Source organism: Enterobacter sp. fkY84-1 (assembly GCF_052974705.1).
In genome coordinates, this window is the sequence record NZ_CP169393.1 from 2,468,161 (window position 1) to 2,492,506 (window position 24,346).

20 protein-coding genes are annotated in these 24,346 nt (G+C 58.4%); 8 read left to right on the forward strand and 12 right to left on the reverse strand.

Translation table 11 applies throughout. From position 1 onward, the window contains the following. Positions 1–74: 74 nt before the first annotated feature. Positions 75–989 carry a LysR family transcriptional regulator gene (locus ACEPLT_RS11755; protein ID WP_232927718.1) on the forward strand — a complete coding sequence of 305 codons (915 nt, stop codon included), beginning with the start codon at positions 75–77 and terminating at the stop codon, positions 987–989. Between the two features lie 304 nt (positions 990–1,293). Further along, complete coding sequence (gene ansP, locus ACEPLT_RS11760; protein WP_008501774.1) at positions 1,294–2,790, forward strand: L-asparagine permease; 1,497 nt, start codon at positions 1,294–1,296, stop codon at positions 2,788–2,790. Between the two features lie 92 nt (positions 2,791–2,882). Here the strand turns inward: ansP and yncE are convergent, their stop codons facing one another. After that, positions 2,883–3,944 (reverse strand): 7-bladed beta-propeller protein YncE, encoded by a 1,062-nt coding sequence (gene yncE / locus ACEPLT_RS11765; RefSeq protein ID WP_232927715.1) that lies wholly within the window; start codon positions 3,942–3,944, stop codon positions 2,883–2,885. 241 nt (positions 3,945–4,185) lie between these two features. Between yncE and pqqU the strand changes: the two genes are divergently transcribed. Next, the gene (gene pqqU, locus ACEPLT_RS11770) at positions 4,186–6,300 is read left to right on the forward strand and encodes a TonB-dependent receptor PqqU (protein WP_232927712.1); all 2,115 of its coding nucleotides are present in this window, start codon (positions 4,186–4,188) and stop codon (positions 6,298–6,300) included. 119 nt (positions 6,301–6,419) lie between these two features. Here pqqU and ACEPLT_RS11775 read toward each other — a convergent pair whose 3' ends face one another. The 3 genes from ACEPLT_RS11775 to ACEPLT_RS11785 all read right to left on the reverse strand — a co-directional run bounded on the left by ACEPLT_RS11775 (position 6,420) and on the right by ACEPLT_RS11785 (position 9,025). Continuing rightward, positions 6,420–7,088: a GntR family transcriptional regulator gene (locus tag ACEPLT_RS11775; RefSeq protein ID WP_021240238.1), complete on the reverse strand. Its 669-nt coding sequence runs from the start codon at positions 7,086–7,088 to the stop codon at positions 6,420–6,422. Between the two features lie 255 nt (positions 7,089–7,343). Then, a complete protein-coding gene (locus ACEPLT_RS11780) occupies positions 7,344–8,384 on the reverse strand; it encodes an NADP-dependent oxidoreductase (RefSeq protein ID WP_232927710.1) in 1,041 nt (346 codons plus the stop codon). Between the two features lie 65 nt (positions 8,385–8,449). After that, positions 8,450–9,025 carry a helix-turn-helix domain-containing protein gene (locus tag ACEPLT_RS11785; RefSeq protein ID WP_008501301.1) on the reverse strand — a complete coding sequence of 192 codons (576 nt, stop codon included), beginning with the start codon at positions 9,023–9,025 and terminating at the stop codon, positions 8,450–8,452. Positions 9,026–9,173: 148 nt separating this feature from the next. Between ACEPLT_RS11785 and ACEPLT_RS11790 the strand changes: the two genes are divergently transcribed. Both ACEPLT_RS11790 and ACEPLT_RS11795 read left to right on the forward strand, forming a co-directional pair. Next, positions 9,174–9,692, forward strand: coding sequence for a GNAT family N-acetyltransferase (locus ACEPLT_RS11790; RefSeq protein ID WP_032652038.1), 519 nt, complete (start codon positions 9,174–9,176; stop codon positions 9,690–9,692). Then, positions 9,689–10,138, forward strand: coding sequence for a DMT family transporter (locus ACEPLT_RS11795; RefSeq protein WP_032652040.1), 450 nt, complete (start codon positions 9,689–9,691; stop codon positions 10,136–10,138). Before ACEPLT_RS11790 ends, ACEPLT_RS11795 begins: the two co-directional genes overlap by 4 nt. Before the next feature lie 3 nt (positions 10,139–10,141). Here ACEPLT_RS11795 and ACEPLT_RS11800 read toward each other — a convergent pair whose 3' ends face one another. Both ACEPLT_RS11800 and ACEPLT_RS11805 read right to left on the reverse strand, forming a co-directional pair. Beyond that, positions 10,142–10,375, reverse strand: coding sequence for a YdcY family protein (locus ACEPLT_RS11800; protein ID WP_023292296.1), 234 nt, complete (start codon positions 10,373–10,375; stop codon positions 10,142–10,144). A gap of 100 nt (positions 10,376–10,475) precedes the next feature. Continuing rightward, positions 10,476–12,074 carry an ABC transporter substrate-binding protein gene (locus ACEPLT_RS11805; protein WP_023327585.1) on the reverse strand — a complete coding sequence of 533 codons (1,599 nt, stop codon included), beginning with the start codon at positions 12,072–12,074 and terminating at the stop codon, positions 10,476–10,478. Between the two features lie 283 nt (positions 12,075–12,357). Between ACEPLT_RS11805 and ACEPLT_RS11810 the strand changes: the two genes are divergently transcribed. Genes ACEPLT_RS11810 through ACEPLT_RS11820 form a run of 3 tightly spaced genes read left to right on the forward strand, consistent with a single transcriptional unit; the run spans position 12,358 to position 18,867 of the window. Beyond that, positions 12,358–13,707, forward strand: a complete 1,350-nt coding sequence (locus ACEPLT_RS11810; RefSeq protein WP_046092123.1) for an SrfA family protein — start codon at positions 12,358–12,360, stop codon at positions 13,705–13,707. Between the two features lie 4 nt (positions 13,708–13,711). Beyond that, positions 13,712–16,693 (forward strand): virulence factor SrfB, encoded by a 2,982-nt coding sequence (locus tag ACEPLT_RS11815; protein ID WP_232927705.1) that lies wholly within the window; start codon positions 13,712–13,714, stop codon positions 16,691–16,693. Then, the gene (locus ACEPLT_RS11820) at positions 16,690–18,867 is read left to right on the forward strand and encodes a virulence factor SrfC family protein (RefSeq protein ID WP_055321423.1); all 2,178 of its coding nucleotides are present in this window, start codon (positions 16,690–16,692) and stop codon (positions 18,865–18,867) included. The genes ACEPLT_RS11815 and ACEPLT_RS11820 overlap by 4 nt, the downstream gene beginning before the upstream one ends. Before the next feature lie 70 nt (positions 18,868–18,937). Here ACEPLT_RS11820 and ACEPLT_RS11825 read toward each other — a convergent pair whose 3' ends face one another. From ACEPLT_RS11825 to ACEPLT_RS11850, 6 genes are all read right to left on the reverse strand, one after another. Next, complete coding sequence (locus tag ACEPLT_RS11825) at positions 18,938–19,693, reverse strand: alpha/beta fold hydrolase (protein WP_023327589.1); 756 nt, start codon at positions 19,691–19,693, stop codon at positions 18,938–18,940. Between the two features lie 86 nt (positions 19,694–19,779). Beyond that, a complete protein-coding gene (locus ACEPLT_RS11830; protein WP_013096478.1) occupies positions 19,780–19,953 on the reverse strand; it encodes a GhoT/OrtT family toxin in 174 nt (57 codons plus the stop codon). Between the two features lie 183 nt (positions 19,954–20,136). After that, positions 20,137–21,561 carry an aminobutyraldehyde dehydrogenase gene (patD, locus tag ACEPLT_RS11835; protein ID WP_126287815.1) on the reverse strand — a complete coding sequence of 475 codons (1,425 nt, stop codon included), beginning with the start codon at positions 21,559–21,561 and terminating at the stop codon, positions 20,137–20,139. A 24-nt stretch (positions 21,562–21,585) separates the two neighbouring features. Then, on the reverse strand, positions 21,586–22,392 hold the full coding sequence (locus ACEPLT_RS11840) for an ABC transporter permease (RefSeq protein WP_023292290.1): 807 nt from the start codon (positions 22,390–22,392) through the stop codon (positions 21,586–21,588). Then, the gene (locus tag ACEPLT_RS11845) at positions 22,382–23,326 is read right to left on the reverse strand and encodes an ABC transporter permease (RefSeq protein ID WP_008501290.1); all 945 of its coding nucleotides are present in this window, start codon (positions 23,324–23,326) and stop codon (positions 22,382–22,384) included. The genes ACEPLT_RS11840 and ACEPLT_RS11845 overlap by 11 nt, the downstream gene beginning before the upstream one ends. A 1-nt stretch (position 23,327) precedes the next feature. Then, the gene (locus tag ACEPLT_RS11850; RefSeq protein ID WP_023344245.1) at positions 23,328–24,341 is read right to left on the reverse strand and encodes an ABC transporter ATP-binding protein; all 1,014 of its coding nucleotides are present in this window, start codon (positions 24,339–24,341) and stop codon (positions 23,328–23,330) included. Between the last annotated feature and the right edge of the window lie 5 nt (positions 24,342–24,346).

Below are 24,346 nucleotides of genomic sequence, written 5' to 3' on the forward strand. Positions count from 1 at the left end.
GCGCAAAGCACTCCGCAGCATTAGGGTGCATAATCAGATAGGACACATGACTGAAACTCATAAATAGAACCGCGATGCTAAAAGATAATTTCAACGATCTGCTCTCCTTTATGGTGGTGGCCCGCGAGCGCAGCTTTACGCGCGCAGCGGCGCAGCTGGGCGTCTCGCAATCGGCACTGAGCCATGCGATGCGCAAGCTTGAAGCGCGATTAGACGTTCGCCTGTTAACCCGCACAACCCGCAGCGTGGTTCCGACACCCGCGGGTGAGCAGCTTTTTTCGCGCCTCAGCCCGCATCTGCTGGAGATCGAACAGGAACTCACGGCGCTTCGCAGCAGCCGCGACAAACCCGCAGGCGCTATCCGCATCGTCGCCGGCGAGCACGCGATGGACGCCGTCCTCTGGCCGGTACTGAAGGCTTTTATGCTGCAGTATCCTGACATTAACGTCGAAGTGACGGTCGACAATGGCCTGACAGATATCGTCGATGGCCGCTTCGACGCGGGGGTTCGCCTGGGTGAACAGGTGGCAAAAGACATGATTGCGGTGCGGATTGCGCCGGACATGCACATGGCGGTCGTCGGCTCCCCGGATTACCTGGCTCGTTTTGGCGTGCCCCTCGTGCCGGAGCAGCTGGGTGAACACCGCTGTATCAATCTCCGCCTGCCCACCCGAGGGGGATTGTATGACTGGGAATTTGAGCGCGACGGGCGCGAGCTTCGCGTGCGGGTTGACGGACAGCTTACGCTCAATAACCTGTCGCAGCGCATCGACGCCGCGGAGAATGGTCTCGGATTAGCCTACGTGCCCGAGTCCTCGGTTCTGGACGCTCTGAATCAGGGACGGCTGGTCAGGGTCCTTGAATCGTGGTGCCCCACGTTTGAAGGATACCACCTCTATTATCCGAGCCGTCGGCAGCACACAACCGCGTTCAGGTTACTTCTCGATGCCCTGCAGCAGCAAAAATTTATACCATCTGGTAATAATTAAGAGAATCTGATGATTAAATAATCAACCCCGCCATTGTTTTGACTAAAAACTCATCACGTTTCAGCGTGTTGTGATCCCCGTCTGCTCTGACCACACGATTTCCTTCGACGTGCATCACTTTCGGCACGGTTATATTTTGCGTCGCTTATGAATTGCAGGTAGGATGCCTCGCCATGTTTCGCCTTATCCATACGCAGAATGACTGGGAAGGCGACATGTGTTTGCGCAGAAGCAATCGTTTGTATTGCGCTCTGCCAGGCAGGACTATCACGATAATGGTTCAGACAGGCAAACAGGTAACTCAATGAAAACAAGCAATAAAAGCGCAGCCGATCATCATGCTGCTAAACGTCGCTGGTTGAACTCCCACGAAGAGGGCTACCACAAAGCGATGGGCAACCGTCAGGTTCAAATGATCGCCATCGGCGGCGCTATCGGAACGGGTCTGTTTTTAGGTGCGGGTGCACGTCTGCAGATGGCTGGCCCGGCTCTCGCCCTGGTCTATCTGGTGTGCGGGATCTTCTCTTTCTTCATTCTCCGCGCGCTGGGCGAACTGGTACTGCATCGCCCTTCCAGCGGCAGCTTCGTCTCTTACGCCCGTGAATTCCTCGGTGAAAAAGCCGCTTACGTCGCGGGCTGGATGTACTTCGTCAACTGGGCGATGACCGGTATCGTCGACATCACCGCCGTTGCGCTGTATATGCACTACTGGGGCGCGTTTGGCGATGTGCCGCAGTGGGTCTTTGCGCTTGGCGCGCTGGCGATTGTCGGCACCATGAACATGATCGGCGTGAAGTGGTTCGCGGAGATGGAGTTCTGGTTTGCGCTGGTTAAAGTGCTGGCCATCGTGGTGTTCCTGGTCGTGGGTACCGTCTTCCTCGGCAGCGGTAAGCCGCTGGATGGCAATGCCACCGGCTTCCACCTGATAACCGATAACGGCGGATTCTTCCCGCACGGTCTGCTGCCTGCGCTGGTGCTGGTTCAGGGCGTCGTGTTCGCCTTCGCCTCCATCGAGCTGGTGGGCACCGCAGCAGGTGAATGTAAAGATCCGCAGACGATGGTACCAAAAGCCATTAACAGCGTGATCTGGCGTATTGGTCTGTTCTACGTCGGTTCCGTGGTGCTGCTGGTGCTGCTGCTGCCGTGGAACGCCTATCAGGCGGGCCAGAGTCCATTCGTGACCTTCTTTTCGAAGCTGGGCGTGCCGTACGTGGGCAGCATCATGAACATCGTGGTCCTGACCGCAGCGCTCTCCAGCCTGAACTCCGGCCTCTACTCGACCGGTCGTATCCTGCGCTCCATGTCCATGGGCGGTTCTGCGCCGAAGTTCATGTCCAAGATGAGCAAGCAGCACGTGCCGTACGCCGGTATTCTGGCGACGCTGGTGGTCTATGTCTTCGGCGTGTTCCTGAACTATCTGGTGCCGTCTCAGGTATTCGAAATCGTTCTGAACGTGGCGGCACTGGGGATTATCGCGTCTTGGGGCTTTATCGTGGTCTGCCAGATGCGTCTGCGCAAAGCGATTAAAGAAGGAAAAGCTGCTGACGTCAGCTTTAAGCTGCCTGGCGCGCCGGTGACATCCTGGCTCACCCTGCTCTTCCTGTTCAGCGTGCTGGTGCTAATGGCGTTCGACTACCCGAACGGCACCTACACCATCGCGACCATTCCGCTGCTGGCCGTGCTGCTGATTGCGGGCTGGTTCGGCGTGCGTAAACGCGTTCATGAAATTCACAGCACCGCGCCGGTTCATCCTGACGATGAAAAACACGACGCCCCGCTGGTAGAAGAGACCTCGCGTTAATAAAAAAGCCGGGTGGCGGCTTCGCCTTACCCGGCCTACATTTCATGGTTTTGTAGGCCCGGTAAGCGGCAGCGCCACCGGGCAATCCCATCTTACAGCGCGATACGCATCACGTCGTCAGGCTGGGTAGCTTCCTGCTGGCGGGTAGATTTCTGTTTCACCGTCACGTACAGGGTTTTGCCATCCGCTGAAAGCGCCAGGCTGTTCGGGTAGACCGGCGTGTCGAAGGTTTTAGTGACCTTATACGATTTCGCGTCAATCACGCTCACCTTGCCGGCTTCACGGTGCGTCACGTAGGCTTCATTGCGGGTCGGGTTAAACAGGACCGCCAGAGATTCCGGCGCGGCGATTTTCTCGATCACGCTACCGTCTTTCAGGCTCACCACCAGCACTTCCGGCTGTTTTGAATCGGTCAGGAACGCGCGCTGACCGGCAGTGTCGAGGCTCAGGTTCAGGTAGAAGTGCTCTTTACCGTCATCCTGCACCTTTTTACGGGCAATAATTTTATTGCTGGCCGTATCAATCGTCACCAGTTCGCCGTCCGCATTCGTGGTGTACAGACGTTTCGCCTGCGCATCCAGCGCCAGGCCGGTGCTGTAGGTGCCCGTATTGGCAATGGTTTCTTTCAGCTTCAGCGTGGCGCCATCCACGACCCAAATCACGCTCTCTTTACCGACACCGGTAATGTAAATCGTGTTGCTCGCGTCATCTGCCACCAGCTGGCGCGGCTGCAGCGGTTTGACGGTTTCGCTGCGCTGACGCCCGTCCAGCACCAGCCGCCCTTTTACGTCACCCGTTTTTGCATCAATCGCGGTTACCGCGCCGTTGATCGTATTGCCGAACCACAGCGTTTGAGTCGCCTTGTCAAAGGTGGCACCAAAGGGTTTCAGATCGCTATGGATTGCCTGCGTCACGTCCAGCGTGACCGGATCAAGACGGTAGACAACCCCGCCCTTGTCGGTTTTACGGCTTTGCGAGGTTGCCACCCACAGCGCATTCTCCTGCTGGCTCACGGCCATTTCATACGCCCCTTTGCCCACCGCTTTACGCAGTACCTCTTCGGCGGCATGCACCTGGAACGTCCCGGCAAGCAGTAAAGTGGCAGACAGCAGCGACAGGCTCAGACGCGGCGAGCACAGATGACGTAAAGACATATCAATTCCTTTTCTGAAAAGTGGGGTTGGGCTGACATCACTTCCGGCAGACAACGTCATGGCATTGTCTTTTGATAATGAGAATAGTAATCATTAATGTGTAAAATGTGGAGTTTTTCTTTCCCGCTTCGCCTTCCATTAACGCAATGTGCGGTTATAGTTTTCAAAACTTTTACAAAACCTTTAACATATATGGACATGTTCCATTTGGTTCGTTTATACACCACAACCGGTTTTATTCATGAAAATCATTTCTGCCCGTAAGGCTTCTCTCCCGCTGCTGCTGGTTCCTGTTATTTTTGCGCCGCTCACCGCCGTGAGCGCAGAGGAACAGACCATGATCGTCAGCGCCACGCCGCAAACCGTATCGGAGCTCGATACTCCGGCCGCGGTCAGCGTCGTCAATGGCGACGATATGCGCCAGGCCGCGCCCCGCATTAACCTGTCTGAATCCCTTGGCAGCGTACCCGGGCTGCAAATTCAGAACCGTCAAAACTACGCCCAGGATCTCCAGCTTTCGATGCGCGGATTTGGCGCCCGCTCAACCTTCGGGGTGCGCGGTATCCGTATGTACGTCGATGGTATTCCAGCCACGATGCCGGACGGACAGGGTCAGACCTCCAACATCGACCTTTCCAGCGTGGAGAGCGTTGAAGTGCTGCGCGGTCCCTTCTCTGCCCTGTACGGCAACGCCTCTGGCGGCGTAATCAACATCAACACCCAGACCGGGCAGCAGCCGCCGACCATTGAAGCCAGCAGCTATTACGGCAGTTACGGGACCTGGCGCTATGGCATGAAAGCCACCGGCGCGATGGGTGACGGCACCCACGCCGGGGACGTGGATTACACCGTCTCCACCACCCGCTTCACCACCAAAGGCTACCGCGACCACAGCGGCGCGCGGAAAAATCTCGCTAACGCCAAACTGGGTGTACGCATTGACGACGCCAGCAAGCTGACGCTGATTTTCAACAGCGTGGACATGAAGGCCAACGATCCGGGTGGACTGAATTACCAGGAGTGGCGGGACAACCCGCGTCAGTCGCCGCGCGGCGAACAGTACAACACCCGTAAGACCATCAAGCAGACCCAGGCCGGCCTGCGCTACGATCGCCAGCTCAGCGCTCAGGACGACCTGAGCGTGATGATGTACGCCGGCGAGCGTGAAATGACGCAGTACCAGTCGATTCCGTATCAGCCGCAGCTAAAAGCCACTCACTCCGGCGGGGTGATTGATATGCAGCGCCACTATCAGGGCGTGGACACTCGCTGGACACACCGCGGCGAGCTGCTGGTTCCGGTGACCTTCACCACCGGTCTGAACTACGAAAACATGAGCGAAGACCGTCGCGGATACGAGAACTTCGTGATGCGCAACGGCGTGCCGGACTACGGCGTCAAAGGCGATAAACGTCGTGACGAACGCAACCTGATGTGGAACGTCGATCCTTATCTGCAAACGAGCTGGCAGCTGACGCAGAAACTCTCTGTCGACGCGGGTGTCCGCTACAGTTCGGTCTGGTTTGATTCCAACGACCACTACGTTACGCCGCGCAACGGCGATGACAGCGGTGACGCGAGCTACCACAAGTGGCTCCCGGCGGGCGCCGTGAAGTATGCGGTGACGGATGCGTGGAACCTCTACGCTGCCGCAGGGCGTGGCTTTGAAACGCCAACCATCAACGAGCTCTCCTATCGCGCCGATAACCAGGGCGGTCTGAATATTGGCCTGAAGCCGTCCACGAATAATACGTATGAAGTGGGCAGCAAAACCCGAATCGGCAACGGCCTGCTGACGGCGGCGCTGTTCCGCACCGATACGGATGACGAGATCGTGGTGGACTCCAGTTCCGGCGGCCGTACAACCTATAAAAATGCCGGGAAAACCCGTCGTCAGGGTGTCGAAGTTTCCCTGGATCAGCAGTTCGCTGAGAGCTGGAAGCTGAAGATGGCCTGGACGTACCTGGATGCCACCTACCGGACTAACGTCTGCAGCGACGCAGACTGTAACGGTAACCGTATGCCGGGGATTGCGCGCAACATGGGCTTCGCCTCGTTTGGCTGGCAGCCAGAGGAAGGCTGGTATGCGGGGACAGACGTGCGCTACATGAGCGATATCATGGCCGACGACGAAAACACCGCGAAAGCGCCGTCCTATACGGTAGTCGGGCTGAATACCGGGTATAAATTTAACTACGGCAACTGGGGAATGGACGTCTTTGGCCGCGTCGATAACCTGTTCGATAAAGAGTACGCGGGCTCGGTAATTGTCAACGAGTCCAACGGTCGTTATTACGAGCCTGCACCAGGCCGTAACTATGGCGTCGGACTGTCGGTCTCTTATCGCTTCGAGTAAGCAAAAAGAAAAGTTTATTTTATAAATGAAATAACCCTCCTGATGGCATTAAGCCATCAGGAGTTATTCACCAGATAAATAATTAGCGGCGGTATATAGTCGCTCTAATAAATAATCTCTCAGTTAAAATATTGTCGCTGTAAAAGAGAATCTGCTTCATCAATCAACTTATCAATCGCCTTCTGGCTCGCATCAACATCTCTCCGCTCAAGGGCCGAAAGCAGCTCGTCATAGTGATACGTTGCCGTTTTGATGTCGTTAAGTTCGTGATGCAGGTAGTTCATGCAGGGCCCGATGCGGACCCATAGCTGTTCAATTAAGGCATTAAGCGTAGGCATTTCCGCATACTGATAAAGCGTAAACCTGAAGATACGATTCGCATGCAATGCCTGCTGAACGTTTCCATTGCGCATGGCCTCATGGAAAGCCTCTGACATTTTGCGCAACGCCTCCAGCTTGCCGTCTGACATCTTCTGGCATGCTGCGGCGACCGCCATTGGCTCAAGCTGTTTTCTGATGGCGTTAATCTCGTTATAACGCTCCAGCGTCACTTCAGGGACCAGAAATGCCTGTGCGGGCGTGGCGTGAAGCGCGCCTGAGGAGACCAGGCGCAACAGCGCTTCGCGGACCGGCGTAATACTGGTGCCTAATTTATCAGCAATCTCTTTCGTAATCAGTCGTGCTCCTGGTTTGAGAGAGCCTGTAATTAACGCCCCTTTCAAACTGTGTTCAACCTGCATGGTAAGGCTAACCCTTTGGGCTTTTTCTAAGTGATCCAAATCAAGCATGTGGAATTCCTGTAGCTAAAACTTAATGCTATTTTTAAACGCCAGTTTTAATAAAACGGCGCCGGTACGATATATCCTGTATCGTCATGCCTGGTGGTGGGAAGTACAAAAAACAGCAAAAAAAGCAAACGTCATTTTTTTTATCGTTTTCGGGCTCATCGGGGATGATGGCGCGAAAAGTCATGTCCAGTAATTAAAGACAATATATCGTATCTTCACAAATAAATATGGCGGGAAACCCCGCCATATTGCGCTTTATTTATTGTCACTCGCGACGCGAATCACGACTTTGCCGAAGTTTCGTCCTTCCAGCAGGCCAATGAGCGCCTCGGGGGCGTTTTCCAGCCCGTCCGTGACCTGTTCGCGATAGTGGATTTTTCCCTCCTGCACCCAGCGCCCCATCTCTTCCTGGAACTCATGGATGCGATGTCCATAGTCCTGGCCGATGATAAAGCCCTGCATCCGAATGCGTTTCTTGAGAAGGATCGCCATCAGAAGCGGCAGGCGGTCCGGCCCGTCAGGCAAACCCGTCGCGTTGTAGCCGCTCACCAGGCCACACACCGGCACGCGCGCGGAGGTGTTCAGCAGGGGCAGCACGGCGTCAAACACTTTCCCGCCGACGTTTTCATAGTAGACATCAATGCCGTTCGGGCAGGCCTGCTTGAGCTGGTCGGCAAAATCCGCCGCGTGGTGATCCAGACACTCGTCAAACCCTAGCACCTCAACGGCATGACGGCATTTCTCTGCGCCACCGGCGACGCCGACCACCCGGCAACCTTTGATTTTGCCGATCTGCCCAACCGTCGCGCCAACCGGGCCGGTCGCCGCCGCCACCACCAGCGTTTCACCCGCTTTCGGTTGCCCGATATCCAGCAGCCCCATATAGGCGGTAAAGCCCGGCATACCCAGTACGCCCAGCGACCAGGAAGGATGAGACGGATTTTCGCCCAGCTTCACCAGGCCGCTGCCGTCCGAGAGTTCATACTCCTGCCAGCCGCTGTAGCCCAGCACCCATTCACCGGCTTTGTAGTCGGGATGGTTTGACTGTTCAACGCGGCTGACCGTTCCCCCCACCATCACCGCACCGAGCTCAACCGGCGGTGAATAGGATGGCGCGTCGCTCATGCGACCCCGCATATAAGGATCCAGCGACAGCCAGACGGTACGAAGCAAAAGCTGCCCCGCCCCTGGTTCCGGAACAGGCTGCGTTTCCAGACGAAAATTTTCCGCGACCGGTGCGCCCTGTGGACGAGAGGCCAGCACCCAGCGGCGGTTATGCGAAACAGAGTGATTCATCAGGATCTCCTTCTGGTACAAATGTCATTACAGCCTGGCTCACGTTCGGCGTTATCGCATTAGCATTACGAGCCGGACTGGTTAAGCCGTACAACCAGATAGATGCAGGTTTCGTTCGTCTCGTTGATGAACCGGCAGTCATTAGGCGGCCCCAGCTCCAGACAGTCTCCGGCGTGCATCTCGTGGCGGGTGTCGCCCTCCTGAAACACCAGCTCACCGGACTGCAGCCAGATAAGCTGACGCGCCAGCGCGTAAGAAGAGGCCGGCATCGGAACATCGCTGCCCGCAGGCAGTTCCACCTGAACAAGGTCGATGGGCAGATCGGTACGGGGAGAAACATGGCGGCGGAGGTAGTGCGTCTGCGGGTCGCGCCAGACGGGCTGATTTGCCAGGCGCAGCAGCTTGCCCTCCTGCATTTCGGCCCGGGCAATCAGCGTTGACATGCTGATGCCAAACGCGCCCGACAGGCGGGCAAGCAAGGTGGCTGTCGGGCTACTGTCCCCGCGCTCGATTTTATGGATCATGGCGCGGGAGACGCCTGCCCGGTCCGCCAGCTCGCTCAGGGACCACCCGCGAGACTCGCGTTCAAGGCGAATTCTTGCGCTAATCCGTTGATTCATTGTGTCTGTTATGGTGTTCATGACGTCATACTATAGTGTATGAACGGCAATTCAATGGGCTTTTGATAACAAAAAAATATGGCTTATGCCGTAGCGATCGGGCGATACAGTTGTGTAATATCGTAGCGATAACGTAATACTATAGTGAACAACACACAGAGGCTTCATCATGATCGTTCGTCATGCCTGCAAAGAAGACTGCGCTGCGATAGGCGAGATTTACAACCACGCGGTGCTGCACACTGCCGCGATCTGGAACGATAAAACCGTCGATACCGATAACCGAATCGCCTGGTTTGAGGCGCGCTCGCTTGCGGGCTACCCGGTTCTGGTGAGCGAGGAAGACGGCGTAATCACCGGCTACGCCTCTTTCGGCGACTGGCGCGCCTTTGACGGCTTCCGTCATACGGTTGAGCACTCGGTCTACGTCCACCCGGCCCATCAGGGCAAGGGGATTGGCCGCAGGCTGATGAAGGCGCTGATTAACGAGGCCCGCGCCATCGGGAAACACGTGATGGTGGCCGGGATTGAAGCGCAAAACCATGCCTCGATTCATCTCCATGAAACGCTCGGCTTTGTGACGACCGGACAAATGCCGCAGGTGGGAACCAAGTTTGGCCGCTGGCTGGACTTAACCTTTATGCAGCTGCAGCTGGACGAGCGCAGCGACCCGGACGCGATCCCATGAATCAGTCACTGACGCTGGCGTTTCTGGTGGCGGCGGGCATTGGCCTGGTGGTGCAAAACACCCTGATGGTGCGTATCACCCAGTCCTCCTCCACCATTCTTATCGCGATGCTGCTGAATTCGCTGGTCGGCATCGTGCTGTTTGTCGGCATTCTGCTGCTGAAACAGGGCGTCGCCGGGTTCAGCGAGCTCGCCGCAACGGTGCGCTGGTGGACGCTTATCCCGGGGCTGCTGGGGTCGTTTTTTGTGTTTGCCAGCATCAGCGGCTATCAGAACGTTGGCGCGGCGACGACCATCGCCGTACTGGTGGCAAGCCAGCTGATTGGCGGGCTGGTGCTGGACGTGCTGAGGAGCCAGGGCATCCCGCTGCGCGCCCTGATCGGCCCGGTGTGCGGCGCGGTGATGCTGGTGGTCGGGGCCTGGCTGGTGGCGCGACGCCAGTTTTGATGGTTACAGTATGGTGCCGCCTTTCGTCAGCTGTTCCTCACGCGCGTCCATCTCCTCTTTATGCTGCTTACCGTGGTGCGAAATCGCGGTGCGCAGACGCTGCTGCTGAGTGTAGCGCTCTTCACGGCTCAGCTCCGCATCATCGCTTAATTCAATCAGCAGTTCGTTCATGTGGGTAATCACGCTCTCTTCGATGGCTGCATCGACGCGGGCGATAACTTCGTTTAAATGTGACATTGTCACTCCTCGTTATGTGCCCGGTGGCGCTACGCTTACCGGGCCTACAGGTGCCAAATGTAGGCCGGGTAAGGCGGAGCCGCCACCCGGCTAAAAAGGCTTAGTTCAGCTTCGCTTTTGAGAAATCGCTGCCCATCAGGCTTACGCTGTACCCGCTCACGTTACTGCGGGTCGCGTAGAACGTTTTCCCGTTTGCGAGCGCAATCCACGGCGCCTGCTGATAGAAAATCTCCTGCGCCTGGCCATAAAGCTTCGCGCGCTCGGCCGGGCTGCTGGTCAGCTTCGCTTTTTGTACCAGGGCATCATACCCCTTATCGCACCAACGCGCGGCGTTTGAACCGGTTTTAATGCTGTTGCAGCCGAGCAGCACATCGGCAAAGTTGTCCGGGTCGCCGTTGTCGGACATCCAGCCAAACAGCGCGGAGTCATGCTCGCCTTTACGCATTCCGGAGAGATATTCGCCCCACTCGTAGGAGACAATTTTGGCCTTCACGCCGACTTTTGCCCAGTCGCTCTGGATCATCTCCGCGATACGACGCGAATTCGGGTTATACGGACGCTGCACCGGCATTGACCACAGCGTGACTTCCGCGCCCTTCTCCAGACCCGCCTGCTTCAGCAGGGCTTTCGCTTTTTCAGGATCGTAGCTGTAGTCCTTCAGGTCTTTATTAAAGCCCAGCATATTTGGCGGGATCGGCGATTTTGCCACCGTGCCCGATCCCATAAAGACCGCATTAACGATGGCCTTCTTGTCGGTCGCGTAGTTGAGCGCCTGACGCACCAGCACGTTATCAAACGGTTTTTTCTCGGTGTTAAACGCCAGATAACCGACGTTCAGCGCATCGACGGCGTGCAGCGTCAGGTCTTTGTTGTTCTTGATGGCGTCAAACTGAACCGGGGATGGCGCAGGAATGATCTGGCACTCGTTGGTCTGCAGCTTCGCCAGGCGGGTTTCCACGTTTGGCGTGATGGAGAAGATGAGATGCTTCGTCGGCACTTCGCCTTCCCAGTAGTTCGGGTTCGCGACGTAGCGGATCAGCGAATCCACTTTGTACTGCTGCAGCACGTAAGGCCCGGTACCAATCGGCCAGGTGTCCACGTTCTCAGGCGTGCCTTTTTTCAGCATCGCGTCGGCGTATTCCGCGGAGAGAATCGAGGCGAAATCCATCCCCCAGTCGGCCAGAAACGCGGCGTTGGGTTCGCTGAGTGTGAACTGGACGTGGTAATCATCGACCTTTTTCACGTCCTGGATCAGCTTATCGAGACCCACATCGTTAAAGTATTCGTAATTGCCCTGCGACACGTTGTGGTACGGGTGTTTAGGGTCTTTCTGGCGCATGACCGAGAAAATAACGTCATCGGCATTAAAATCGCGCGTCGGTTTGAAGTATTTGTTGCTGTTGAACTTCACCCCTTTACGCAGGGTAAAGGTATAGGTCTTGCCGTCCGGCGAAATCGTCCAGGACTCCGCCAGCGACGGCACCGGGGTGTTTTTCACCGGGTCGAAATTGATCAGACGGTTATACAGCACCTGAGAGCTGGCCACAAAAGACGGGCCAGAGCTGGCGATTTGTGGGTTGAAGGACTCGGGGGAGGCTTCTGAACAGTAAATAAGGGTGTCGTTATTTGCCGCCCATGCGGCACCGGCTGGTAACAGCGCGCTCAGCGCAAGGGCGAGCAGTGTTTTCCCTGTAGACATGGTTATAACCCTGACAGTTTTATTATATAGGACAGTAATAACAGCACAGGCGTTTTGACCTGGCAAATAACGAAACACTATCAGGTTATTCTAAAGCCGCGGTTTTTGCTGTTTTAACCGCCAGCACCCAGAAAGACGATTTGTCTTAAGTGCCATTATTCGTCAAGCACAACCGTCACTTTCTATGCCGCAAGAAATCGGCGCTTTTAGCGTCTCTTCCTCCGTTTGGTTGCGTCCTCGGTTCGTTAAAGTAATGGTGTGAAGAAGTATATGGGATCAAATCGTGGCAAAAACTCTTTTACGCAGCGGTAATCTGGATGATTTTCAGGCCGTTGGCGGCGGCGGACAAGCCGTTTTCGAATCAGCGTTGCAAATCCGTGAAGCGCTCCGGTTGCGCAAACAACAGGCCATCGTCGACTGTCTGGCGATTCCTCAGGTCAACGACAGCGGCGACCGCGTGGACTGGTATTCCCCGGTTGAAGGGAGCGTAACCAGCTGGAAAGCGGCCGATGAAGATGATCGCTATCGCGCCCTGCGCTATCTGGAAAACACGCTCGCCAGCGTCGAGTCATTAAGCAAGAAATGCCTGCAGTCGCCCAAAACCGCGCAACAGCTCTTTGGCTCTCTGCTGTCGAAGGCATTTCAGTTCCCGGGCGAAAACTTCCTCTTCCTGGTGGACGGAAAGCCGGTCATCAGCTTCTGGGGATTTGTAAACCTCAACGAGAACGCGCGCGACGATGTCCTCGACTGCCTGCGTGAGTCCCTGATCCCTGAGCCAGCCCCCGTTGTGATTGACGATCCTGAACCCGAGCCTGAGCCAGAGCCGGTGATGACCTTTGAGCACGCTGACGAGCCGCTGGTCGCCCCGTCCACCGTAGTGCGTATTACGCCGGAGGAGCTGTATGAGCCCGAACCGGCCCCCGTCGTTGCGCAACCAGTCCAGGAACCTGCTCCGGCGAACGTCGTGAAAAAGCGCCGCGTTCCCCTGTGGACCCTGCCGGTTGCCGCCGTGATCGTTGCCGCCGTTGCCGCCCCGCTGCTGTGGCCAAAACAGGCGCCTTCCGCTGAGCCCGCCCCGGCGCCCGCACCTGAACCCGTGGAGATTGCGCCAAAGCCGATCAAGGCGGTTGAACCGCTGGCGATGAAGTTACCGCTGCATCAGGCAGAGGTCGTGGCCAGCAAAGAAAAAGAAGCGGCTCCGGCTGAAGCTGCGTCACAACCCGCTCCGGTGGTGATTGTCGCCATTCCGAAAGACGCCATGGTGATGGAAGCGAATCAGGTGAAAGCGGGATCGACGCGCTTCCTGAACGGCACCTGGCGCGCCATCCTCGACGTAAAGGATCCGGTGACCGGCAAGCCGCCGTCGCTGCGCTATCAGATCCAGAACAACAAAGGTTTCGCCCGCGTTGTCCACGGCGACAACATTGTCTGCCGCGCGGAGGTCTTCTCCGGGCTGCACAGCAATGGCGAGCTGATGATTAAGAGTCGCGGTACTGCCCGCTGCACCGACGGTTCCCGCTACCCGATGCCGGAAGTGGCCTGTAAAGCAGGCACCAGCGATATCGCAGAATGTCGCGCCCGTTATGATGCCAACACCGTCGTCCCACTGACGTTCAAGAAAGCAGGTGCCTGATCCTATGCTGGTAAATCTTTGCGACTATAAACAAAGCGTCACGCTTATTGCCAACAGCGGTGTGCAGTTCCTCGATTTCGGTCTGACGCCGCAGGACTCCGCCAGCAACGGGCGCTTCGTACGTAAAACCGCGAACGGCCCGCTGTTGCGCCTCGATTTCGATCTGGTCAACGGTCGCTATACCCTCCCCGGCATGAACGGCGGGCAGCCTGAAGTGGTCAAGCCGGAAACCACTATCCCGCTGCATCAGTCGCTGACGGTACTGGATGGCGTCTGGCTTCCGGTTCCTTTCCTGCGCTTCAACCCGCCGCGGACCTTTGTTGAAGGGCCGGATAACTGGGCGCGCGTTCAGGTGCGCAAGCTTGACACCCCGGACACGGCAGGCAATACCCACCGCGTGACCCTCGCGCTTGACAGCCAGATTGCCGAGCATGCCACGTCCGCGCTCTCTCCGGTGGAAAACGATATTCTGAACGGCACCCGCTTCGCGCTGGCGTGGCGCGATAACGAGGTAGACAGCTTCCTCGATCAGACCTGGATTGACGGCTGGCTGCGCGAGGCGTTTACCCAGTATGCCGACGGCGTTGAGAACCGCTCTGAACGCGACCTGCAGCAGGCGATGCGCAGCTTTGAGTATCAGGCCCACTGGCTCAACCTGCTGACCATGCTCGGTGAACAGCTCACCGTGCCGGAAGTGAAATTTGTCACCCATACGCTCAGCACGCCTGCCATTCCGGTCGATCTGATCCTCGACGTGGGCAATACCCACACCTGCGGCGTCATTATTGAAGACCACGGCGATGCCAACGATGGGCTGCGCCAGACCGCCGAGCTGCAGGTCCGCTCGCTCAGCGAGCCGCAGTTCCTGAACGAACCGCTGTTCACCAGCCGTCTCGAGTTTTCGGAAGCGCGTTTTGGCAAGCAGCACTTCTCGGTGGAAAGCGGTCGCGAAGATGCCTTCGTCTGGCCGTCGATTGTCCGCGTAGGTGATGAAGCCCGCAAGCTGGCGATGCAGCGTCTGGGCACCGAGGGCAACAGCGGTATCTCCAGCCCGCGTCGCTACCTGTGGGATGAAACCCCGGTCGTGCAGGACTGGCGCTTTAGCCAGATGAACAGCAAGACCCAGCGTGAACCGCTTGCCACCGCGTTCCCGCTGATGAACCTGATGAACGATGACGGCGAGCCGCTCTTCACGCTGCCGCAGGACGAGCGCCTGCCGGTCTTCTCGCCGCAATACAGCCGCAGCACCCTGATGACCCATATGCTGTGCGAGCTGCTGGCACAGGCGCTGGGGCAGATCAACAGCGTCGCCACGCGCCTGCGCCTGGGCTTCCCTGCCTCGCCGCGCCAGCTGCGCACGCTGATCCTGACGCTGCCCTCCGCGATGCCAAAGCAGGAGCGTGAGATCTTCCGTCGCCGCATGTTTGAAGCCATCGCCATTGTCTGGAAAGCGATGGGCTGGCACCCGCAGGATGAGGATTTTGTCACCCGCAAACAGCAGGAAAAAAGCGTGGTGCCGGTACCGGAAATCCAGATGGAGTGGGATGAAGCCAGCTGCGGTCAGTTGGTCTGGCTGTATAACGAAGCCATCTCCCGCTTTGGCGGCCAGACCGAGGCCTTCTTCGCCTCCCTTGCCCGTCCGGACCGTGAGCCTGAGCCGGGCAGCCAGCCGGGACGCGCGCTGCGCGTCGCGTCCATCGACATCGGCGGCGGCACAACGGATATGGCGATCACCCATTACCAGCTGGACGACGGCTCCGGCAATAACGTCAAAATCACCCCGCAGCTGCTGTTCCGGGAAGGGTTTAAGGTCGCGGGCGACGATACGCTTCTGGACGTGATTCAGCGCTACGTATTGCCCGCCCTGCAAACGCAGCTGCAAAAATCCGGTATCGCAGACGCCTCGCTGCTGATGGCTTCACTGTTCGGCGACTCCGGGCGCATTGATACCCAGGCCGTACTGCGCCAGCAGACGGCGCTGCAGCTGTTTATGCCGCTTGGCCATGCGATTCTTGCCGGGTGGGAGTCCAGCGATGTTGACGATCCGCTGGCTGGTCTGCACGCCACCTTTGGCGATATCCTGCCACAGAAGCCGACCCGCAACGTGATGAACTATCTGCAGCAGGCGATCGACCATGCCCTGCCTGCGGGTTCTGACGCTTTTGACCTCTTCGCCGTGCCGCTGCACGTCAATTTCCGCGAAATGCAGGATGCGATGCTGGCCGGGCAGTTTACGCTGGCCTCCCCGCTCCACGCGGTGTGTGAGGCGATCTCCCATTATAGCTGCGACATTCTGCTGATCACCGGACGCCCGGGCTGCCTGCCTGGCGTTCAGGCGCTGATTCGCCACCTGCAGCCAGTGCCGGTCAACCGCATCGTCTGGCTGGATAAATACCAGGTGCATGAGTGGTATCCGTTCAGCCAGCAGGGGCGCATTGGCAACCCGAAATCGACCGCTGCCGTGGGGGCCATGCTCTGCAGCCTTGCGCTTGACCTGCGTCTGCCGCGCTTCAACTTTAAAGCCGCGGACATTGGCGCGTATTCCACCGTGCGCTATCTGGGCGTGCTGGATAACACCGTCAATACCCTGCGCGAGGAAAACGTCTGGTATCAGGATATCGATCTTGATAAACCCGGTGCGAAGCTTGACGCGCGTCTGCACTTCCCGCTGCGCGGTAACGTCACCCTCGGCTTCCGCCAGCTGGCGAACGCGCGCTGGCCTGCCACGCCGCTCTACACGCTCAGCATTAACTCGGCCGAACTGGCAAAAGCGATTGCTGGCGACGGCGTGCTGAACGTGCGGCTCAAACTCTGCGGCGGCAGCAAGCATGAAGGCCCGGAGGCCTTCGAGCTGAGCGATGCCTGGCTGCAGGACGGCACGCCGGTGGCGCCTGACGCCTTAACCTTCAAACTGAATACCCTGGCCGACCGCCGACACAGCGGCAGCCACTACTGGATCGACAGCGGGAGCGTATACCTGAAATGACAGCGACGACCACCACCACTCAGGCCTTAATCGGGTGGATCAACGAGACGCGCCTGAACGCCCCCGTGCTGGATAACGATGCCGACGCCCTGCTTGCCCGCATCAACGCGGCGCAGGCGCGCGAGCAGGCCATTGAACGCGCCATGACCCGCCAGAGCAGCATCGGGCTTTACGGCCATTCGCAGAGCGCGAAAGCGCACCTGCTGTTGTCGCTGTGCGGCAGCGGCAATGGACGCCTGAACGTGACGCCAGGCCAGCGCACCTTTGACTATTTTTCGCATATCAATCCAGGACATGCCCTGACCAACATGGCCGTCCGCTTCACCCGGGAAACCCCGGCGGCGCTTGACGAGGCGTTTCCGCTGCGCCTGAGCCTGGTCACCGAGGCCGAGCTGGTGCAGCTGTTTATTGCCCGCACGACGCTGCATCCGCAGATGCGCGCGGTGGATAAGGCGGTCATCGAGACCCGTCTGGAGAAATGGCGCGGGCTGCGCCAGCCGCAGAGCGTGCCCGGCATCACGGCGCAGGACGTGGGAGCGATTGCCCGCTTCTGGCAGAGCACGGTACCCGCCGCGAAACAGCAAATTGATGATGCCCTGTGGCACGAGTTCGCCCAACTGGTGCCTTCGCTCGATCTCAGCACCCGCGCCAGCGTATGGTCGCTGCTGTGGGGCGAGCAGCAGGAACTGACCCAGCAGTGGTTAAATCTGGCCCATGTGCTGCACCAGACCAGCCATGCCAGCGAGATTGCGGCCCCCCTTAGCCTGCTGGTGGACAGCTTCGGGCTGCCTGGCGAAGGGTTCCTGACGCACGACGGCTCGGTAGCGCTGCAGAATACGCAAGAGACGCTTCTCCATCCGCTGAACAACGGTGAGATGCTGAACGCCATCAGCCTCCCCGTCGATGTGCTGGCCTTCCTGACCCGTGAACTGGTGCTTCCGGTTGAGAACGGCGCGCTGGATAATGTCGATATCATTGATATCCCTGTGTTTGAAGACCGCCATGCCGATCCGCTACGCCAGGCAAAATCCCAGTGGCTGCTTGAGCACTACCGTCAACAGCTCCAGCCGGATGTGCTGGTCATCTGCAACGCGACGGCGCAGCACGAACAGACGGCCAAAAAAGCAAAAGTGTTAATGAACTGGGTCAGGGAGACGCAGCCTGCTGAAGAATCTGCCCTGCCGGGTCTGGTATGGGCGATCACCCCGCACGACGCGCGCTTTACCACCCGGCAGAATCTCGATGAAGCCGTACAGCATCTGCTTGGAAAGCCGGGCTTGCGCTGGGGCACGCTACAGGCTCTGGACAGCCACAGCATGCAGCGCGTCATTGAGTGGCTGTCTCAGGCCACGCTGCCCGCGCAGCGACAGAAGCGTCTCGGCACGCTCAAAAACGCGCTGCGTCTGGAGCTCTCGGCGATGATGCAAAGCTACCTGGCACCGCTGGTTGAGGAGCCAGGTATCCGACGCACTCAGGCAGAAAACATGGTGCGCACGCTGCAAAGCAGTGCCGCCCGCCACGGCGAGCTGCTTGAAGGCCTGCTGCCGCCGCTGAAGGCCTTTGAAACACTGTTGGCCGTTCAGCAGCCGCGCGAGGAGCAGGTTAACGGGCTATTTACGGATACCATTGACCTGTTTGCCGAGAACGCCCAGGAAAGCGCCGGTCTGTACCAGACCAAAGACAAAGCGCGCCTGGCGCACAAAGTCTGGATAAATCATCTGCGCCAGTGGAGCCGCAACGAGGCGACAGCCGCCCGTCTTGGGCTGGATCCTGCGGTGTTACAGCAAATTGCGGATGTGCTGGTGGTCACCAGCTACCGGCTGGATCTGCCTCAGCAGCTGCAGCGAATTGTCGAAGCGGATAAGAGTAGCGCTGCGCAACTGCATGCCGTGATGGGCAATTTCGTTGGCTGGCTGGGTTACGACAAGACGCCCGTGGCGACGCGCCCGGCAAGCCGCATCCGCAAGGGGCAGGCCATCTTCGTCACCCCGGTGGTGAGCAGCGCCGAGCCCCGCCTGACGCGTCTGGGTGAACAGCCGGTCCATGCCGCTACCGCGTACGTTTACGACTGGCTGGTCGCGCTCTATAGCCGCGCGATCGAGAATATTGATTACCAGCACCCGCATGATGTTCAGCCTGACGCTCGTCAGGCACTACGGGCTTTAATAATGTAGCCGCCTTCTTGCCGGGTGGCGCTGCGCTTACCCGGCCTACATTTCGCCACGATGATACATTGCACAATAATCACATCGTCATACACCCGGCTAATGCCTGCGCCAGCGCAGAGGGGTTTTCCCACGACATAGAGTGCCCCGCCGCAGGGATAATTTTTACCTCAACGCCTTTCTGTTGCAGATTTTCCACATCGTCATCCGGCAGAGAGAGCTCGCCAAAAATCAACGTTACCGGGCAAGGAAGTGACAGGAACTGCGCTTCCCATTCCGGTTCAACGCCGGCCACCAGGCTGGATGCACCGCGCCAGACGGCATAAGCCGCATTGCTCTGCAGGCACCCTGCCCACGCCGTTTTTTCTGCGCTGAGCATGGCGTCGTAACCCTGCTCCAGAAACTGTTGCTCGCTTTGCGCCGCGATTGACCGGCTGAACATGCCCCCACCCGCATGAAAATTGGGTTCTGACACCATCAGCCCCTTCACGCGCGTAGCCAAAAGCCCCGCCGTTTCGATAGCAATACTGCCGCCCATGCTGTGGCCGTATAACCAGAAGGAATCCAGTTTAAGATGGTCAATCAGCTCCGCCACAACGTGCGCCTGGTCGGTGGTTTTGTAGCTGTAGTGCTCAGGCTTATCGCTGTAGCCGCTGCCGGGCAAGTCGATGAGAATGGCTCTGCGTGCGCCAAACAGCGGGTCACGAACGACGCGGGGATATTCATAGGAAGAGGCGCAGCCCAGCCCGTGAATGAACACCACGGGATCGCCGGAGCCGGGCAAGTCGTGCCAGCGCACGGTGCAACCGGCCTGCTGCGAGTAAAAACTGTTCATAAGCACTCCTTTTATGATGCACTGTGTATTTATACAGTTATCACATCAGGAATGCTATGTTCATCTTTTAAAACTGGAAGCGTGCTTCAGAAAAGCGAGACCAGCAGCGCAACGGGAAAGCTCATTGGCCAGGTTGACCCCACCAGGAAAGCGCTCAGCAGGCGGATACGTTTGCGGTCTTTTGAGAGGAACCAGGTGATTAACGCGCAGATGGAAGCCATGATTGCGTAAAAAACCAACATCTTTTGATACAACGTCATTCTGTATACCAGAGCCGAAAAAATAACCGCACGCAATATGCGTCATATGTTGACACAGATCAAGTTTTTTCGTTACAGAATAACCACTTAAAAATTACGGCTAATAACAATTGAGTATCTTACGTAACACATCTGGCGGGCAAAGAGAACGCCTGACCGCGCAAGCGGCCAGGCTGGACGGGCTTAGTGTTTGATCATGACATGCCGGACAACCGTATAATCCTCAAGCCCGTAGACCGACATATCTTTCCCGTAGCCCGATAATTTCATGCCGCCGTGCGGCATTTCGCTCACCAGCATAAAATGGGTGTTCACCCAGGCGCAGCCGTACTGCAGGCGCGCGCTCAGGCGATGGGCACGCCCCACGTCTTTGGTCCAGACCGATGACGCCAGGCCGTATTGCGAGTCGTTTGCCCAGGCCAGCACCTGCGCCTCGTCATCAAACTCGGTGACGCTCACCACCGGGCCAAACACCTCGCGCTGAACGATGGCGTCGTCCTGTTTTGCTCCCGCCAGCAGTGTTGGCTGGAAGTAGTAGCCCGCCCCCTCTTTTTTGCTCCCGCCGGTGACAACCCGGATATGGCCGAGCGCTTTCGCCTCATCGACGGCCTGGCTGACGCGTGACAGATGGGCGGCCGAGCTGAGCGGACCGAGTTCGGTAGCCTCGTCCTCCGGGGCACCCATTTTAAGACTGGCAACCGCGGCGCCCAGTTTTTCAACCAGTTGGGCATAGATTCCCTTCTGGGCATAAATGCGGCAGGCTGCCGTACAGTCCTGCCCGGCATTGTAGAAGCCAAACGTCCGCACCCCTTCGACCACCGCATCCAGATCGGCATCATCAAACACGATCACCGGCGCTTTGCCGCCCAGCTCCATATGGGTGCGTTTAATCGAGGACGCCGTATGGCCGATGATATGTTCCCCGGTCGCAATCGAACCGGTCAGCGAAACCATGCGGACCTTCTCGTGCCCGGTGAGCGGGTCGCCGACCGTTTTCCCGCGACCAAACAGCACGTTCAGAACGCCCGCCGGGAAGATATCTTTTGCCAGCTCTGCCAGCTTCAGCGCGGTCAGGGGCGTGATCTCAGAGGGCTTTATCACCACGCAGTTCCCTGCCGCCAGCGCGGGGGCCAGCTTCCAGGCTGCCATCATCAGCGGGTAGTTCCACGGCGCGATAGAGGCCACCACGCCCACCGGATCGCGGCGAATCATCGACGTGTGACCGTCAAGGTACTCGCCCGCTGCCAGACCGTTCAGGCAGCGGGCGGCCCCGGCAAAGAAACGGAAAACGTCGACCACCGCCGGAATTTCATCCCCCAGCGCGCAGTGCAGCGGCTTGCCACAGTTGAGGGACTCGAGCCGGGCAAACGCCTCACCGTGCGCTTCAATCGCGTCCGCCAGCTTCAGCAGGCACTCGGCGCGGGTTTTCGGCGTCGTTTGTCCCCACGCCGCAAAAGCACGGTCAGCCGCCAGCACCGCCGCGTCGACCTGGGCCGCTGACGCCTCAGCAATCTCCAGCAGCACCTCTCCGGTGGCCGGGTTATAAACCGGCTGTTTTTCACCCTCTCCGACAACCAGCTCACCGTTTATCAGCAGATGTTTTTGCATAGCATTTTCCTGTTGAATTCACTGTTATTTCCCGCTGCCGGCAATGTTTTCGCCGTCGCGGGTTAGCCACCAGGCTCCCAGAATGGGGATAGTTGTCACCAGCATCACCAGCAGAGCCACGACGTTGGTGACCGGCACGTCACGCGGACGCCCGAGCTGGTTGAGCAACCACAGCGGTAACGTGCGCTCGTGTCCCGCCGTAAACGTTGTGACGATGATCTCGTCAAACGACAGGGCAAACGCCAGCATTCCCCCGGCCAGCAGCGCGGAACCCAGATTGGGCAGCACCACATAGCGAAAGGTTTGCCACCCGTCAGCCCCGAGATCCATCGACGCTTCCACCAGGCTCCAGGAGGTGCGTCTGAACCGGGCAATCACGTTGTTAAACACCACCACCACGCAGAAGGTGGCGTGTCCGACCACGATGGTGAAAAACCCCGGCTCCAGGTTAATCGTTTTGAAAGCCGTCAGCAGCGCCAGGCCGGTGATGATCCCCGGTAACGCAATCGGTAACAGCAGCAGCAGAGAGATCGCATTCTTGCCAAAAAACGCGCTTCGCCACAGCGCTGCTGCAGCAAGCGTGCCAAGCACAAGGGCTATCGCGGTAGAAAGCGCGGCAATTTGAAGTGACAACGTCACGGATTCGATGATATCGCCGCGCCCCGCCGCCACGCTAAACCACTTCAGCGTCAGCCCCTGCGGCGGAAAGCTGAAGGCGGCGTCCTCGGTGTTGAAGGCATAGGTCGCGATAATCAGCAGCGGGAAGTGCAGGAAGATGACGCCTCCCCACGCTGCCACTTTCAGGAACAGCGGTGCGCGTTCAGAGTGCATCGAATGCTCCCAGACGTTTCACGAACGCCAGATAAAGAGAAATCAGCACGATGGGAACCAGCGTGAACGCGGCGGCCATCGGCATATTGCCGATGGCGCCCTGCTGGGAGTAGACCATGTTACCAATGAAGTAGCCCGGCGGGCCGACCAGCTGAGGAACGATGAAATCCCCAAGCGTCAGGGAAAACGTAAAGATTGAACCCGCCGCAATGCCCGGGATGGCCAGCGGCAGAACGACATAGCGGAACGTCTGCCGGGGACGCGCGCCGAGGTCGGCTGAGGCCTGCAGCAGCGAGGCCGGAAGACGTTCCAGCGCCGCCTGGACGGGCAGGATCATAAACGGCAGCCAGATGTAAACGAAGACCAGAAACCGTCCCAGCCCGGAGGTGGACAAGGTGTTGCCGCCAACTGCCGGGAGCGTCAGGATTGAGGTCAGAATCGGCTCCAGGCCGAGATGGCTGAGAAACCACTGGGCCACGCCGTCCTTCGCCAGCAGCAGCGTCCAGGCGTAGGCTTTAACGATATAGCTCGCCCACATTGGCAGCATCACGGCGATATAGAAAAACGCTTTCCACTTGCCGCTGGTGTATCGCGCCATGTACCAGGCCATCGGGAACGCAAGGATGGCGCTGGCAATGGTCACCGCAATCGCCATCGTTAACGTGCGCAGGATGATGTCGTAGTTTGCCGGGTTGAAGAGCGCCTGAATGTTCGCCAGCGTGAGATCCGGCGTGACCGCCATGGTGAAATCGTCAAAGGTGTAAAACCCCTGCCACAGCAGCGTCAGCAGCGACCCTAAATAGACGATGCCAAACCACATCAGCGGCGCAAGCAGAAGCAGGAACAGACCGAGCGACGGCTTTCGCCAGAACAGGGCCGTCATGCGGCTCAGACGGCCGCGCGGGGCGGGAGGATGCGCAACGCTCATATCCATTTCACCTCTCCTCGTGAAGGCGGATCATCGCCTCGCGCGACCATGACGCCATGACCGCCTGCCCCGGCGCAATGCCGCTCAGCGGCGAGGCGTCACTGAAGTTAGCCTGGCTCACCAGCAGTTTGGCGCCATCGGCGAGCTTCAGCTCCAGACGCGTGGCAGCCCCCTGATACTGTACGGCCTGCACGACGCCCTGAACCTGAACGTCACCCTGTTCATTAAGGCGAATATGCTCCGGGCGCAGGGAAAAGGTGCCCTCCATGCCGCAAAGCGTCTGCGCAAGGCCCGCATCAAAAACGTTGGAGGTGCCGACAAAACCGGCGACAAACGGCGTGCGCGGACGCATGTAGAGATCGCGTGGGGTATCCACCTGCTCGATGCGCCCGTTATTGAACACCGCCACCCGGTCCGACATGGAAAGGGCCTCGCCCTGATCGTGGGTGACAAAAATAAAGGTGATGCCGAGTTCCTGCTGAAGTTTCTTCAGCTCGAACTGCATCTGTTCCCGCAGCTTGAGATCGAGTGCCCCTAAAGGCTCGTCCAGCAGCAGGACGCGCGGTTCATTCACCAGCGCGCGGGCGATGGCGACACGCTGACGCTGGCCGCCGGAAAGTTGCGAAGGTTTGCGGGCGATGGCAAAGCTCAGGCCCACTTTTTCCAGAGCATCGCGGGCCTGGGCATGGCGTTTTTTCTTGTCGACGCCTTTGACCATCAGCCCGTAGGCAACATTGTCGAGGATCGACATATGCGGGAACAGCGCGTAGTCCTGAAACACGGTGTTCACGTCCCGCTCCCAGGGGGGCAGTTCGCTCGCCTCTTTGCCGAAGATGGAAATCGTCCCACCTGACAGCTGTTCAAAACCGGCGATCAGACGCAGGCAGGTGGTTTTGCCGGAGCCAGAAGGCCCCAGCATGGAGAAAAACTCTCCGTCGCGGATCGCAATGGTGACCCCATCCACCGCCCGGACGTCGCCGTACAGACGGGAAACATTGTTAAACTCGACTGCGTACGTCATGTTCT